Origin of the sequence: Streptomyces sp. NPDC087215 (assembly GCF_044744885.1) — a bacterium.
Lineage (GTDB): Bacteria > Actinomycetota > Actinomycetes > Streptomycetales > Streptomycetaceae > Streptomyces.
This window is the reverse complement of sequence record NZ_JBIUZD010000006.1, coordinates 283,932-298,602: the sequence shown is the minus strand read 5'-3', so window position 1 is coordinate 298,602 and position 14,671 is coordinate 283,932. Positions and strand designations below refer to the sequence as shown.

General features: G+C 73.8%; 10 protein-coding genes. 9 read left to right on the top strand and 1 reads right to left on the bottom strand.

Annotation, left to right across the window (positions count from 1 at the left end):
- Positions 1 to 6: 6 nt before the first annotated feature.
- The 5 genes from ACIO92_RS18835 (at position 7) to ACIO92_RS18815 (ending at position 7,747) form a co-directional block, all read left to right on the top strand.
- Complete coding sequence (locus tag ACIO92_RS18835; protein WP_402281999.1) at positions 7 to 2,301, top strand: tetratricopeptide repeat protein; 2,295 nt, start codon at positions 7 to 9, stop codon at positions 2,299 to 2,301.
- Between the two features lie 392 nt (positions 2,302 to 2,693).
- Positions 2,694 to 4,262 carry a phytoene desaturase family protein gene (locus ACIO92_RS18830; protein ID WP_402282001.1) on the top strand — a complete coding sequence of 523 codons (1,569 nt, stop codon included), beginning with the start codon at positions 2,694 to 2,696 and terminating at the stop codon, positions 4,260 to 4,262.
- Between the two features lie 284 nt (positions 4,263 to 4,546).
- Positions 4,547 to 5,581: an L-threonine 3-dehydrogenase gene (tdh, locus tag ACIO92_RS18825; RefSeq protein ID WP_366441888.1), complete on the top strand. Its 1,035-nt coding sequence runs from the start codon at positions 4,547 to 4,549 to the stop codon at positions 5,579 to 5,581.
- A gap of 3 nt (positions 5,582 to 5,584) precedes the next feature.
- Positions 5,585 to 6,784, top strand: coding sequence for a glycine C-acetyltransferase (locus tag ACIO92_RS18820; protein WP_402282003.1), 1,200 nt, complete (start codon positions 5,585 to 5,587; stop codon positions 6,782 to 6,784).
- 39 nt (positions 6,785 to 6,823) lie between these two features.
- Complete coding sequence (locus ACIO92_RS18815) at positions 6,824 to 7,747, top strand: LysR family transcriptional regulator (RefSeq protein WP_402057199.1); 924 nt, start codon at positions 6,824 to 6,826, stop codon at positions 7,745 to 7,747.
- Between the two features lie 287 nt (positions 7,748 to 8,034).
- Here the strand turns inward: ACIO92_RS18815 and ACIO92_RS18810 are convergent, their stop codons facing one another.
- Positions 8,035 to 9,924 (bottom strand): serine hydrolase, encoded by a 1,890-nt coding sequence (locus ACIO92_RS18810; protein WP_401237243.1) that lies wholly within the window; start codon positions 9,922 to 9,924, stop codon positions 8,035 to 8,037.
- Between ACIO92_RS18810 and ACIO92_RS18805 the strand changes: the two genes are divergently transcribed.
- The 4 genes from ACIO92_RS18805 to ACIO92_RS18790 all read left to right on the top strand — a co-directional run bounded on the left by ACIO92_RS18805 (position 9,923) and on the right by ACIO92_RS18790 (position 14,605).
- Positions 9,923 to 11,032, top strand: a complete 1,110-nt coding sequence (locus ACIO92_RS18805) for a nitronate monooxygenase family protein (RefSeq protein WP_366441885.1) — start codon at positions 9,923 to 9,925, stop codon at positions 11,030 to 11,032. The two genes, ACIO92_RS18810 and ACIO92_RS18805, sit on opposite strands and share 2 nt — an antisense overlap.
- Entirely contained in the window at positions 11,029 to 12,783 is a 1,755-nt protein-coding gene (locus tag ACIO92_RS18800) for an acyl-CoA synthetase (protein WP_366441884.1), read from the top strand. The genes ACIO92_RS18805 and ACIO92_RS18800 overlap by 4 nt, the downstream gene beginning before the upstream one ends.
- Before the next feature lie 278 nt (positions 12,784 to 13,061).
- Positions 13,062 to 13,466, top strand: a complete 405-nt coding sequence (locus ACIO92_RS18795) for a MarR family winged helix-turn-helix transcriptional regulator (protein WP_366441904.1) — start codon at positions 13,062 to 13,064, stop codon at positions 13,464 to 13,466.
- Between the two features lie 41 nt (positions 13,467 to 13,507).
- Positions 13,508 to 14,605 carry an ionic transporter y4hA gene (locus tag ACIO92_RS18790; RefSeq protein ID WP_366441883.1) on the top strand — a complete coding sequence of 366 codons (1,098 nt, stop codon included), beginning with the start codon at positions 13,508 to 13,510 and terminating at the stop codon, positions 14,603 to 14,605.
- The last annotated feature ends 66 nt before the right edge of the window (positions 14,606 to 14,671 follow it).

Below are 14,671 nucleotides of genomic sequence, written 5' to 3'. Positions count from 1 at the left end.
CACACGATGGGGGAATCCAGACTCATCCAGGGCCGGTACCGCCTGCACGAGGTCATCGGCCGAGGGGGCATGGGCGAGGTGTGGCGCGCCACCGACGAGGCACTCGGGCGCGGCGTCGCCGTCAAGTGCCTCAAGCCGCTCGGACCGCAGCAGGACCCACAGGTCTTCACCGTGGTCCGGGAACGGTTCCGGCGCGAGGCACGGGTGGCCGCCGCGCTCCAGCACCGGGGCATCACCGTGGTCCACGACTTCGGCGAGTACGACGGGGTGCTCTTCCTCGTCATGGAACTGCTCGAAGGACGCAATCTGAGCCAGCTCCTCGCCGCCAACGAACAGGAGCCGCTGCCCGTCCACGACCTCGTCGAGATCGCCGACCAGGTCGCCGACGCCCTCGCGTACACCCACGGCCACGGGATCGTGCACCGCGACCTGAAGCCCGCGAACATCATGCGGCTCAAGGACGGGACGGTGAAGATCTGCGACTTCGGGATCGCGCGCCTCGGCGCCGACATGGGCTTCACGTCCAAGCTCACCGGCACCGGCATCGCCATGGGCACCCCCCACTACATGTCGCCCGAGCAGATCGGCGGCGGCGAGATCGACCACCGCAGCGACCTCTACTCGCTCGGCTGCGTGCTGTACGAACTGGCCACCGGCGTCCCGCCGTTCGACCTGGGCGACTCCTGGGCGATCCTCATCGGCCACCGGGACACCGTGCCCCGTCCACCGCGCGCGCACCGCGCGGAACTCCCCGACTACTTCGACCGCATGGTCGTCGACCTGCTCGCCAAGGTGCCCGAGGAGCGTCCCGCCGACGCGGGCGACCTGCGCCGCCGCATCGGGACGGGCCGGGTCCCGCCGACGCCCTTCCCGCCCACCGTCGTCCCGGGCCCCGGACCGGCGCCCGCCGCGCCGCCCGGGTGGGTCCGGGGGATGACCGGCGGTCACCGGCCCGCCACGGCCACGCCCCGCACGGTCGCCCACGACCCCGCCGCCGTGGTCCTCACCACGGAGTGGACCACCGCGACCCGGCCCACCACCCCCGTCGACGCGCCCGCCACCGGCCGGACCACCGTCCCCGGACCGGGCGCGCCCCACGCCACCGCGCGCGCCTGGGCGTCCGCCGTCCCGGGAGCGGAGCCCGGACCGGCGCGGCCCCTCGCGGCCCCCTCCGCCGAACTGATCGCGGTCCTCGCCGGGCGGTACCGGGCGGGCATGGGCCTCGGCCGCCTCGGCCGCTGGGACGAGGCCGAGGCCGTGCACCGTTCCGTCGCCGAGCACCGTACGGCCGTCCTGGGCGACGACCACCCCGACACCCTGGCCAGCCACTACGAGGTCGGCTTCGCCCTCGCCCGGCTCGACCGGCCCGCCGACGCCCTGCACGTCTTCGACCGGGTCGCCGCCGCCCGCGCCCGCGTCCTCGGCGACGACCACCCCGACACGCTCGCCGCCCGGCAGGAACGGGCGTACGCGCTGGGCCGCCTCGGCCGCCACTCCGAGGCGTACGACGGCTATCTCGCGGTGCTCGCCGCCCGCGAGCGGACGGTGGGCCCCGACCACCCCGACACCCTGCGCTGCCGTCACAACCTGGCGTTCACGCTCGGCCGCCTCGGCCGCCTGGAGGAGTCGTACCGCACGGCCCACGAGGTCGCGGAGGCCCGCGCCCGGCTGCTCGGCGAGGACCATCCCGACACCCTCCTCACCCGGCACGAGGTGGCGTACGCCCTCGGACGGCTCGGGCGCGGCCGGGAGGCGCTCGCCGAGTACAGCGCCCTCGCCGCCGCGCGCGCCGCCGCCCTGGGGCCCGACCACCCGGACACCCTCGCCGCCCGCTACGAGACCGGTGTCCACCTCGGGCGCCTGGGCCAGGCGGCCGACGCCCTCGACGTCTGCCGTGACCTCGTCGCCGCCCGTACGCGCGCCCAGGGCGCCGACGGGCCGGAGACCCTCCGCGCCCGCCACGCGCTCGCCGTCAACCTCGGCAGGCTCGGCCGGTGGGCGGAGGCGCTCCGTGAGTCCGAGGGCGTCCGCGCCGACCGGGCGCGGGTCCTGGGGCCGGACCACCCGGACACCCTGCTGAGCCGCCGTGAGACGGCCGTCGCCCTCGGGCGCCTGGACCGCGAGGAGGAGGCCCTGGGGGCGTACCGGGCCATCGCCGCCGCCCGTACCCGGGTCCTCGGCGCGGCCCACCCCGACACCCTCGCCGCCCTGGACGACGAGGCCCACTGCCTGGAGCGCCTCGACCGCCCCGCCGAAGCCGCCGCCCTCCACCTGAGAGCGGCCATGCCGACGGAACTCTGAGAGCCGACGCCCCGGCGGACCCGCCCACCGTGCGGCGGCCTGTCCCCACCGCCTCGGCGGGGCCGCGCCGACGCTCATCCGACGCGGGCCTCGGACCTTGGTTCTCCGCCTTCGGCCGGGGCCGTCCGCCGGGTGCGGGATCTCGGACGCCGTTCCGCCGCACAAGCCCCGCCGGTTCGTTTCCGTTGTCGGCTCCCTCGGCTCCCTCGGCTCCCTCGGCTCCCTCGGCTCCCTCGGCTCCCTCGGCTCCCTCGGCTCCCTGCCCCACCGGTCCGCCCGGCCGCCCGGTGGGGCAGCCGGAGCCGTTTCCGCCGCACGCGAGCCCCGTGCGGCGGCCCGCCCGCCCTCGTACGCGGGCTTCCCCCGGTACCGGAGCCGTGTGAGCATGAGCCATGACCGAGCCCGCGCCGCAGCCCCGCGTTCCCGGACCCTCCGCCTCCTACGACGCCGTGATCGTCGGCGGCGGCCACAACGGGCTGGTCGCCGCCGCCTATCTGGCGCGCGCCGGGCGGAGCGTGCTCGTGCTCGAACGGCTCGGTGCCACGGGCGGCGCCGCCGTCTCCACCCGTCCCTTCGCCGGGGTGGACGCCCGTCTCTCCCGGTACTCGTACCTCGTCTCGCTCCTCCCGGAGAAGATCGTGCGCGAGCTGGGACTGCGCTTCGCCGTCCGCAAGCGGTCCGTCTCCTCGTACACCCCCAGAGGTGACGGAGGGCTCCTCGTCGGCGGCGGGCCCGAGCGGACCCGGGCCTCCTTCGCCGCGCTCACCGGCTCCGACCGCGAGTACGAGGCCTGGCGGGACTTCTACGGCCGGACCGGCCGCCTGGCGCGGCGGATCTTCCCCACCCTCACCGAGCCGCTGCCCACCCGCGACGAACTGCGGGCCCGCGTGGACGACGCCGAGACCTGGCGGGCGCTCTTCGAGGAGCCCCTGGGCCTCGCCGTCGAGCGGACGTTCGCCGACGACCTCGTGCGCGGGGTCGTCCTCACGGACGGCCTCATCGGCACCTTCGCCGACGCCCACGACCCCGCGCTCCCGCAGAACCGCTGCTTCCTCTACCACGTGATCGGCGGCGGCACCGGCGACTGGGACGTGCCCGTGGGAGGCATGGGCGCCCTCACCGACGCCCTGGCGGGTGCGGCCCGCGCCGCCGGAGCCCGGCTCCGCACCGGCCACGAGGTCACCGGGATCGAGACCGACGGGCGCCGTGCCGAGGTCCGCTACCGCACCGCCGAGGGCGAGGGCACCGTCGAGGCGGGCCACGTCCTCGTCAACGCCTCCCCGAGCGACCTCGCCGCTCTCCTCGGCGAGACGCCCCCGCCCGCCCCCGAGGGCGCCCAGCTCAAGGTCAACATGGTGCTGACCAGGCTGCCGAAGCTCCGCGACCGCTCCGTGGACCCGCACGAGGCCTTCGCGGGCACCTTCCACGTCTCGGAGGGGTACGGGCAACTGGCCACCGCCCACGCCGAGGCGGCGGCGGGCCGCCCGCCGTCCGCGCCGCCCTCCGAGATCTACTGCCACTCACTGACCGACCCCGGCATCCTCGGCCCCGGACTCGCCGCCACGGGCCACCACACCCTCACCCTGTTCGGCCTGCACACCCCCGCCCGGCTGTTCGCCGCCGACAACGACGGCACCCGCGCCGCACTCCTCGCCGCCACCCTCGAACAGTTCGACACCCACCTGGACGAGCCGATCGCGGACTGCCTCGCCCTCGACGCGGACGGCAGACCCTGCGTCGAGGCGAAGACCCCGCTCGACCTGGCCCGCGACCTGCGCCTGCCGGGCGGCCACATCTTCCACCGCGACCTGTCCTTCCCGTACGCGGAGGAGGGCGGGGGCCGCTGGGGAGTGGGGACCGGGCACGCCAACGTGCTGCTGTGCGGCGCGGGCGCCGTCCGGGGCGGGGGAGTCAGCGGCATCCCCGGCCACAACGCGGCGATGGCCGTCCTCGGACGCTGACGGTCCGCCCGCGCCGAAAAGGGTTCCCGCGTACCGGTCGGGTCCCCGCGTACCGAGGGAGTCCGCGCGGTGGATCTCCGGGCGCCCGCTTCGCCGCTCCCCGTGCGGACGCGTTGACGTCGCCGTGCCCCCACCGGCGGTGTGAAGCTGATCTGCGAGCGCGCTTAAGAAAACCTCGATGGACCGCGAGCGCTCCGTAAGGAAGATTTCGTTCCAGGGATCTTGGGCGCTGAGCCGTGCCCGCAAGCCCACATCACAGGACACGCACGTCGGGAGCCATTGCATTGAAGGCGCTGGTCAAGCTGAAGGCGGAGCCGGGACTCTGGCTCACGGACGTGCCCGAGCCGGAGGCCGGCCCCGGGGACGTACTGATCAAGGTCAAGCGGACCGGCATCTGCGGGACCGACCTGCACATCCGCTCCTGGGACGGCTGGGCGCAGAAGACCATCGCCACGCCGATGACCGTGGGACACGAGTTCGTCGGCGAGGTCGCCTCCGTCGGCCGTGACGTCACCGACATCGCCGTCGGCGACCTGGTCAGCGGCGAGGGCCACCTCGTCTGCGGCAAGTGCCGCAACTGTCTCGCCGGGCGCCGCCACCTCTGCCGCGCCACCATCGGCCTCGGGGTCGGACGCGACGGCGCGTTCGCCGAGTACGTGGTCCTGCCCGCGTCCAACGTGTGGGTGCACCGCGTCCCCGTGGACCTGGACGTCGCCGCCATCTTCGACCCGTTCGGCAACGCCGTGCACACGGCCCTCTCCTTCCCGCTCGTCGGCGAGGACGTCCTCGTCACCGGCGCCGGCCCGATCGGCATCATGGCCGCCGCCGTCGCCAAGCACGCGGGCGCCCGGCACGTCGTCATCACCGACGTCAGCGAGGAGCGCCTCGCCCTGGCCCGCAAGACCGGCGTCACCCTCGCCCTCAACGTCGCCGAGCAGACCATCGCCGACGGCCAGCGCACCCTCGGACTCAAGGAGGGCTTCGACGTCGGCCTGGAGATGTCCGGCAACCCGCAGGCCATGCGCGACATGGTCGCCAACATGACCCACGGCGGCAAGATCGCCATGCTGGGCCTGCCCAGCGAGGACTTCGCCGTCGACTGGTCGAAGATCGTCACCTCGATGATCACGGTCAAGGGCATCTACGGCCGCGAGATGTTCGAGACCTGGTACGCGATGTCCGTGCTCCTGGAGGGCGGCCTCGACCTCGCCCCGGTGATCACCGGCCGGTACGCGTACACCGACTTCGAGGCCGCGTTCGACGACGCGGCCTCCGGCAAGAGCGGCAAGATCATCCTCGACTGGACTGCGGGAGCCTGACCCATGTTCGATTCCGTACGCGACGACGTCCGCGCCACCCTCGACGAGATCAGGGCGGCCGGACTCCACAAGCCCGAGCGGGTCATCGGCACCCCCCAGTCGGCCACGGTCGAGGTCACCTCGGGCGGCCGCCCCGGCGAGGTCCTCAACTTCTGCGCCAACAACTACCTGGGCCTCGCCGACCACCCCGAGGTGGTCGCCGCCGCCCACGAGGCCCTGGACCGCTGGGGCTACGGCATGGCGTCCGTCCGCTTCATCTGCGGCACGCAGGAGGTCCACAAGGAACTGGAGGCGCGCCTCTCCTCCTTCCTCGGCCAGGAGGACACGATCCTCTACTCCTCCTGCTTCGACGCCAACGGCGGTGTCTTCGAGACGCTCCTCGGCCCCGAGGACGCCGTCATCTCCGACGCCCTCAACCACGCCTCCATCATCGACGGCATCCGCCTCTCCAAGGCCCGCCGCCTCCGCTACGCCAACCGTGACATGGCCGACCTGGAGCAGCGCCTGAAGGAAGCCGCCGAGGGCGGAGCCCGGCGCAAGCTCGTCGTCACCGACGGCGTCTTCTCCATGGACGGCTACGTCGCCCCGCTCGCCGAGATCTGCGACCTGGCCGAGCGCTACGACGCCATGGTCATGGTCGACGACTCGCACGCCGTCGGCTTCGTCGGCCCCGGCGGTCGCGGCACCCCCGAGCTGCACGGCGTCATGGACCGCGTCGACATCATCACCGGCACCCTCGGCAAGGCCCTCGGCGGCGCCTCCGGCGGCTATGTCGCGGCCCGCGCCGAGATCGTCGCCCTGCTCCGCCAGCGCTCCCGCCCGTACCTCTTCTCGAACACCCTCGCCCCGGTGATCGCCGCCGCCTCCCTCAAGGTCCTCGACCTGCTGGAGTCCGCCGGTGACCTGCGGGACCGGCTGCGCGCCAACACCGAACTGTTCCGCACCCGGATGACGGCGGAGGGCTTCGACATCCTTCCCGGCGACCACGCCATCGCCCCCGTCATGATCGGCGACGCGTCCGAGGCCGGACGCATGGCCGAACTGCTCCTGGAGCGCGGGGTGTACGTGATCGGCTTCTCGTACCCGGTGGTCCCGCAGGGCCAGGCCCGTATCCGCGTCCAGCTCTCCGCCGCGCACTCCACGGAGGACGTGAACCGGGCCGTGGACGCGTTCGTCGAGGCCCGCGCCGCCCTGAACGCCTGACCGGCGGGGACGGGCCGCGCGGCCTGCGAGACTAGGAGCATGATCGAAGCGCGGCGGTTGCACATCCTCCGTGCGGTGGCCGACCACCGCACGGTCACGGCGGCGGCCGCCGCGCTGTACCTCACCCCCTCCGCCGTCTCCCAGCAGCTGGCCGCCCTGGAGCAGGAGACCGGCCACCGGCTGGTGGACCGCAGCGCCCGGGGCGCCCGCCTCACCCCGGCGGGCGAGATCCTGCTCAGCCACGCCAACGCCGTCCTCGCCCAGCTGGAGCGCGCCGAGTCCGAGCTGGCCGCGTACGGCTCCGGCGAGGCGGGCACGGTCACGGTCGCCGCCTTCGCCACCGGCATCGGCCTGGTCGTCGCCCCCGCCCTCACGGCCCTGGCCCGTACGGCGCCTGGCATCCGGGTCCGGGTACGGGACGCCGAGGGCGACGAGAGCCTCCTCATGGTCCTCGACCGGCAGGTGGACGTCGCCGTCGCCGTCGAATACCGGGGCGCGCCCGGCGAGGACGACGCCCGCCTCACCCGCGTCCCGCTCTACGCGGAGCCCTTCGACGTGGTCCTGCCCCCCGGCCATCCGCTCGCCGGGAGCGAGCGGATCGCGCTGGGCGACCTCGCCAAGGACACCTGGATCGGGCAGTCCACCGGCAACCCCTGCCATGACGTGACCGTCCTGGCCTGCGAATACGCCGGATTCGCGCCCCGCTTCGCCCATGTCTCCGACGACTTCAGGGCCGTCGTCGCGCTCGCCTCGGCCGCCGCCGGGGTCGCCCTCGTACCGCGCTCGGCACTGCGCGGGGCGGACCTCGGCGGGGTCGAGGTCCGCCCCGTGGACGGCGTCGCGCCGACCCGCAGGGTCTTCGCGGCGGTACGCAGGGGAGCCGAGGAACACCCACTGATCAGCCCGCTCCTCCTGGAACTCCGCACCGCCGCAGAACCGGAACGCGCGGACGCGCGGGGCTGAGGACACCGGACCGCGCGGGGCCCGAAGAGGACGGGCGCGAGGATCCGACCGGCGGAGGGCCGGACGCGGAGGGCCGGACGCGGAGGGCCGGACGCTGAGGGCCGCGCCGGACCGCGCGACGCGGTGACGGGCGGGCCGGATGCCGGGGGAGAGACGCTGATCCTCCCGCAGGTGGGGCCCGCCGGGTTCGGGTACGGACCGCCGGGGCCCGCCCGGCACGGGTCGGTCCACCCTGCCCGTCCGGGTCCGCTCCGTCCCGCCCCGGCCGGGGCGGGACGCTCCCCGTCTCAGTCCGCCGACCGGCTCCACCCCGTCGCCCCGATCCGGGTCCCGTCCAGGGGCCGCGTCTCGTCGAAGAGGGGGCGGCCCGCCGTGTCCAGGACCCGCATCCCGGTCACGTACACCCCCCGGCCGACGTACCGCTCGTCCGTCGTGTACCGCCAGCGGAGCCGTACGGCTCCGTCGGCCCGGCCGGGCAGCTCGGCCGTCAGCCGGTGCCAGACCCGGCCCGACCAGCCTTCGACCGTTCCGGACGGGTGCCGGACCCGGCCCGACCGGTCCTCGGCCACCCCGGACGGACGGCGGTCCCGGGCCGACCCGGTACGGAAGGTCGTGAACGGCACCGGTTCCCAGCCGCCCGTCCCGCCCTCCGCGCGGGCCTCCAGGAAGGCGCGGCCCGCGCCGGGCACGGTGTCCCACCACAGCGCGCACTCGAAGCGCGCCGCGCCCGCCACCGGGGGCAGGGCGAGAGTCCCCGTCGCGCCGGGCGTCATACCGGAGAACCAGGCGGTACGGCCCCGGGGCGGCCGGACGGGAACGGCCCTGGCCAGCCGGTTCGCGGCGGCGGCGCGGGGCGCGGAGCCGGAGCGCCAGGAGCGGACCGGGTGCACCGAGTTGCCGAGGACGACGAGGAAGGTGTCGGTCGTCGGGTCCAGGACGAGGCTGGTGCCGGTGAAACCGGTGTGCCCGGCCGTCCGGGGCGTCGCCAGGGCGCCCATGTACCAGCGCTGGTCCAGTTCGAAGCCGAGTCCGTGCCCGTCGCCGGGGAAGGCCGTGTTGAAGTCGGTGAACAGCAGCTCGACCGAGGCGGGGGAGAGGACGCGGGTCCGGCCGTACGCGCCGCCGTTGAGCAGGGTGCGGGCCAGGACGGCCAGGTCCCAGGCGCGGGAGAAGACCCCGGCGTGGCCCGCGACCCCACCCAGGGCATGGGCGTTCTCGTCATGGACCGTGCCGTGCACCATGCCACGGTCGAGCCCCGACCACGGCGGCCGGGCGTCCTCGGTGGCGGCGATGCCCTGGCGCCACGAGAGCGGTGGTGCGAACCGAGTGCGGTGCATTCCGAGTGGAGCGGTGATCTCGTCGTGGAGCAGGACATCCAGACCGAGACCGGTGATCTCCTCCAGGAGCAGTTGGAGCGCGATCAGATTCAGGTCCGAGTAGAGATACGCGGAGCCGGGCGGGTGCAGCGGCTCCTCCTCCCGGAGCCGTCGGCGCTCGCCCTCCCGCGTCGGCTCCTCGTACAGCGGGATCCAGGACCGCAGCCCGGACGTGTGCGTCAGCAGCTGTCGGACCGTCACCTCCCGCTTCCCGTCGCCGCCGAACTCCGGCAGGTACACCGCCACCCGCGCGTCCAGGACCAGTCTCCCGCGCTCGATCTGCTGCACCGCGAGGAGCGAGGTGAACAGCTTGGAGACCGACGCCAGGTCGAAGACGGTGTCCCTCGTCATGGGGACCCGCCGTCCGGGCGGCAGCTCCACCCCGGTGTCCGTCGTGGCGTCGTACGCCGCGTACCGCACGGCCGAACCGATGGCCCGGTGCAGGGCGACCGTCCCGCCGCGCCCGGCGAGCAGCACGGCGCCCGCGTACCAGGGACGGACGGGGGAGGGGCCGAGGAAGCACTCGGCCTCCGCGACCAGCCGTTCGAGGGGGCCGGGGAGCAGCCCGGCCCGCCGCGCCGACCCGCGCCGCAACGTGGTCCTGCGCGCCGCGCCCGCGCCCGTACCGCTCGTCACCACCACACCTCCCCGAGCCGCGCCGTTTCCGGCCCCCGTCCACCTTCTCGTACGGCCGCCACCGGCGGAACCACGACAGGCGAGGCGGTGACCGGGCAAAGAATCTGACGATGCATCAGAAAAGCTCTTCCCTCCGCCGCGCCGCTGCGGCATCCTGCCGCCCATGGAGACGGAGCTGAGTCGCACACTGGGGATCGAGCACGCCATCTTCGGCTTCACGCCCTTCCCCGCGGTGGCCGCCGCGCTCACCAGAGCGGGCGGCCTCGGAGTCCTCGGCGCGGTCCGCTACACCGCCCCCGACGACCTCGCACGTGACCTCGACTGGATGCAGGAACACACCGACGGCCTGCCCTACGGCCTCGACGTCGTGATGCCCGCCAAGAAGGTCGAAGGGGTCACCGAGGCCGAGGTCGAGGCCATGATCCCGGAGGAACACCGGGCGTTCGTCCGGGCCACCCTCGCCAAGCACGGGGTGCCCGGACTGCCCGAGGGCGAGGCCTCCGGCTGGCGCATCACCGGCTGGATGGAGCAGGTCGCCCGGGGCCAGCTCGACGTGGCCTTCGACTACCCGATCAAACTCCTCGCCAACGCCCTCGGCTCCCCGCCCCCCGACGTCGTCGCCCGCGCCCATGACCACGGCGTCCTCGTCGCCGCCCTCGCCGGAAGCGCCCGGCACGCCCGGCGCCACGCCGAGGCGGGCATCGACATCGTCGTCGCCCAGGGGTACGAGGCGGGGGGTCACACGGGAGAGATCGCCTCCATGGTCCTCACCCCCGAGGTGGTCGACGCCGTGTCCCCGCTGCCCGTCCTCGCCGCGGGCGGCATCGGCAGCGGGGAGCAGATCGCCGCCGGACTCGCCCTCGGCGCGCAGGGGGTGTGGCTCGGCTCGGTCTGGCTCACCACCACCGAGGCGGAGCTGCACTCCCGCGCCCTCACCGCCAAACTCCTCGCGGCGGGCTCGGGCGACACGGTCCGCTCCCGCGCGCTCACCGGCAAACCCGCCCGGCAGCTCCGTACCGAGTGGACCGACGCCTGGGACGACCCGGCCGGCCCCGGCCCCCTGCCGATGCCCCTCCAGGGACTCCTGGTCGCCGAGGCGGTCTCCCGCATCCAGCGCCACGAGGTCGAGCCCCTCCTCGGCACCCCCGTCGGCCAGATCGTCGGCCGGATGAACTCCGAGCGCAGCGTCCAGCAGGTCGTCGACGACCTGACCCGGGGCTTCGAGAAGGCCGTGGACCGCGTCAACCGGATCGCCGGACGGAGCACGTCATGAGCGAACGACGGGACGGGGCCGCGGAGACCGGTACCGACACGGGCTCCGCTACCGGGCCGGGCGGGGGCACCCGCTCCGGCAAGGGCACGGCCCCAGGCACCGGCACCGGACCTGGCATCGGCACCAGCACTGGATCCGGCACCAGCACTGGACCTGGCACCGGAACCAGCACCGGCTCCGGCGGGCCCGGCGCCCGCGCGGCCGGGCAGTCGCCGCCCGGCTTCTGGGCGCAGGCCGCCGCCGACCCCGGCCGTACGGTCCTGGTCGCCCCCGACGGCGAGGAGTGGAGCGCGGGCCGACTGCACGCGGCGGCGAACCGGCTCGTCCACGGACTGCGCGCCGCCGGGCTCGAACGCGGCGACGCCTTCGCCGTCGTCCTCCCCAACGGCCCCGAGTTCTTCACCGCCCATCTCGCCGCCACCCAGGCCGGGTTCTACCTGGTCCCGGTCAACCACCACTTCGTCGGCGCCGAGATCGCCTGGATCGTCGCCGACTCCGGCGCCAAGGTCCTGCTCGCCCACGAACGGTTCGCCGAAGCGGTGACCCTGGCCGCAGACGGGGCGGGCCTCGCCGCCACCCACCGGTACGCCGTCGGTACGGTCCCGGGCTTCCGCCCGTACGCCGAACTGCTCGCGGGCCAGGACGACACCGCACCCGCGGACCGGACCCTCGGCTGGGTCATGAACTACACCTCGGGCACCACCGGAAGGCCCCGGGGCATCCGGCGTCCGCTGCCCGGGAAGCTCCCCGAGGAGACCCACCTCGGGGGCTTCCTCGGCATCTTCGGCATCCGCCCGGCCGACGGCAACACCCATCTGGTGTGTTCGCCGCTGTACCACACGGCCGTCCTCCAGTTCGCCGCCGCGGCCCTCCACATCGGGCACCCGCTGGTCCTGATGGACCGGTGGACGCCCGAGGAGATGCTCCGGCTGATCGACCGGCACGGCTGCACCCACACCCATATGGTCCCCACCCAGTTCCACCGGCTGCTCTCCCTCCCCGAGGAGGTGCGGGGACGGTACGACGTCTCCTCGATGCGCCACGCCATCCACGGCGCCGCGCCGTGCCCCGAGCACGTCAAACGGGCGATGATCGACTGGTGGGGCCGGTGCGTCGAGGAGTACTACGCGGCCAGCGAGGGCGGCGGCGCCTTCGCCACCGCGGAGGAGTGGCTGAAGAGGCCGGGCACGGTCGGCCGCGCCTGGCCGATCAGCGAACTCGCGGTCTTCGACGACGACGGCGTCCGGCTGGGTCCCGGCGAACTCGGCACCGTGTACCTGAGGATGAACACGGGCGGCTTCCAGTACCACAAGGACGAGGCCAAGACCGCGAAGAACCGCATCGGGGACTTCTTCACCGTCGGTGACCTGGGCGTCCTCGACGAGGACGGCTATCTCTTCCTCCGCGACCGCAAGATCGACATGATCATCTCGGGTGGGGTGAACATCTACCCCGCCGAGATCGAGGCGGCGCTGCTCGCCCACCCGGCGGTCGCGGACGCCGCCGCCTTCGGCATCCCGGACGCCGACTGGGGCGAGGAGGTCAAGGCGGTCGTGGAGGCGGCCGAGGGGCACGCACCCGGACCGGTGCTCGCCGCGGAGATCCTGGCGCACTGCGCGGACCGGCTCGCCGGGTTCAAACGCCCGAAGTCGGTCGACTTCATCGAGGTCATGCCCCGCGACCCCAACGGCAAGCTGTACAAGCGGCGTCTGCGCGACCCGTACTGGGAGGGCCGCGAACGCCCCCTCTAGACCCTGCCGGTTCCCCCGGTGTGCCCGGTTCCAGGTGCGGCTGGAACCGGGCACACCGCTGTCTTCGGGTAGGATCACCTCCGTAGATCTCTTTGCTTTGAAAGCAAATCAAATGGGGAGGGCGGATGCCGACCGCGCACAGGGAAGACGGGACCGACGACCGGCCGGAAGCCGGTGAGACCGAGGACGAACCGGAGCACGAACCCGAGGGTCACGACGGACCCGAGGACGAGAACGGGCCCCAGGTCGACGAGGCCGTCCGGACGCTGCTGCTGCTCATGCCCCGTATGGTCGGGCGCATCCGGCGGATGAGCGTTCCCGACGAGCTCCAGTCGCTCACGCTCGCACCGCGTCACCTCTCCCTCCTCGCCTACCTCCTGTTCGACGGGCCGCTGAGCGTGAACGAGCTCGCCGCCCGCCTGGAGGTGGCCCCCACCACCGTGAGTCTGATGGTGGGCGACCTGGTGAAGAAGGACGTGCTGGAGCGGGTCGAGGACCCCGTCGACCGGCGGCGGAAGATCCTTTCCCTCGCCGAGGCGCACCGCGCCGAGATCGACGGCTGGCTCGGCCGCAGCGCCGCCGCCTGGCGCGCCGCCCTCGCTCCGCTGAACGCGTCCGAACGGCGCGTGTTCGTCGAGACCCTCACCGCGTACGAGCGCGGCCTCAGCGGCCCCATGGATTGACCGAATCGGGCGAAAGCCCCCTTTGTGGCAGGATGCGGATCATGAGTTCGAGTACGAAATCGATCGCGAAACAGTGGACGACCTGGGCACCGGTGATCGCGGCGCTCGACCTCACCGTGGCCTGGGGCCGCGACCTGCAGGGCGTGGCCGTCGTACTCATCGCGCTCTGTCTCGTCGCCGCCGTCCTCGCGGCGGTCCACCACGCCGAGGTCGTCGCCCACCGGGTCGGCGAACCCTACGGCTCGCTGGTCCTCGCCGTGGCCGTCACCATCATCGAGGTCGGACTCATCGTCACCCTGATGGCGGGAGGCGGCGAAGGGACCTCCACCTACGCCAGGGACACCGTCTTCGCCGCGGTGATGATCACCTGCAACGGCATCGTCGGCCTCTCCCTGCTCGTCGGGGCGATCCGCAACCGCGTCGCGGTCTTCAACGCCGAGGGGTCGGGCGGCGCGCTCGCCATCGTCTGCACCCTCGCCACGATGACACTGGTCCTGCCGACCTTCACCACCAGCCACCCGGGCCCCGAGTTCTCCACCGCCCAACTGGCCTTCGCCGCCGCCGCCTCCATCTGTCTGTACGGCCTGTTCGTCGCCGTCCAGACCGTCCGGCACCGCGACTACTTCCTCCCCGTGCCCCGGCCCGACCAGGACTCGGCGGACGACCACGCCGACCCGCCGACCGACCGGCAGACCTGGTTCAGCCTCGGCCTGCTTCTCCTCGCGCTCGTCGCCGTCGTCGGCAACGCGAAGCTGATCTCGCCCACCATCGAGAACGGCGTCGAGTCCGCCGGCCTGCCCAAGGCCGTCGTGGGCGTCATCATCGCCCTCATGGTGCTGCTGCCCGAGACCCTCGCCGCCGTCCGAGCGGCCCGCCGGGACCGTATGCAGACCAGCCTCAACCTCGCCTACGGCTCCGCCATCGCCAGCATCGGCCTCACCATCCCGGCCATCGCGCTCGCCTCCATCTGGCTGTCCGGACCCCTCGTGCTCGGCCTGGGCCCGATCCACATGGTCCTGCTCGTCCTCACCGGTGTGGTGAGCGCCCTGACCCTGGTGCCCGGACGGGCCACGCTCCTCCAGGGCGGCGTCCACCTCTCCATCTTCGCCGCCTTCGTGTTCCTGTCGTTCAGCCCCTGACACCGGGCCCGGAGAACCGCCCGCCCCGTGGGGCGTGACCGAAGAACCCTTCGGTCACGCCCCACG

Excerpts from the sequence above, each read along its gene's own strand:
- ACIO92_RS18835 (WP_402281999.1), top strand. The coding sequence starts at position 7 with ATGGGGGAATCCAGACTCATCCAGGGCCGGTACCGCCTGCACGAGGTC.
- ACIO92_RS18830 (WP_402282001.1), top strand. The coding sequence starts at position 2,694 with ATGACCGAGCCCGCGCCGCAGCCCCGCGTTCCCGGACCCTCCGCCTCC.
- ACIO92_RS18820 (WP_402282003.1), top strand. The coding sequence starts at position 5,585 with ATGTTCGATTCCGTACGCGACGACGTCCGCGCCACCCTCGACGAGATC.
- ACIO92_RS18815 (WP_402057199.1), top strand. The coding sequence starts at position 6,824 with ATGATCGAAGCGCGGCGGTTGCACATCCTCCGTGCGGTGGCCGACCAC.
- ACIO92_RS18805 (WP_366441885.1), top strand. The coding sequence starts at position 9,923 with ATGGAGACGGAGCTGAGTCGCACACTGGGGATCGAGCACGCCATCTTC.
- ACIO92_RS18810 (WP_401237243.1), bottom strand. The coding sequence starts at position 9,924 with ATGGGCGGCAGGATGCCGCAGCGGCGCGGCGGAGGGAAGAGCTTTTCT.
- ACIO92_RS18800 (WP_366441884.1), top strand. The coding sequence starts at position 11,029 with ATGAGCGAACGACGGGACGGGGCCGCGGAGACCGGTACCGACACGGGC.
- ACIO92_RS18795 (WP_366441904.1), top strand. The coding sequence starts at position 13,062 with ATGCCCCGTATGGTCGGGCGCATCCGGCGGATGAGCGTTCCCGACGAG.
- ACIO92_RS18790 (WP_366441883.1), top strand. The coding sequence starts at position 13,508 with ATGAGTTCGAGTACGAAATCGATCGCGAAACAGTGGACGACCTGGGCA.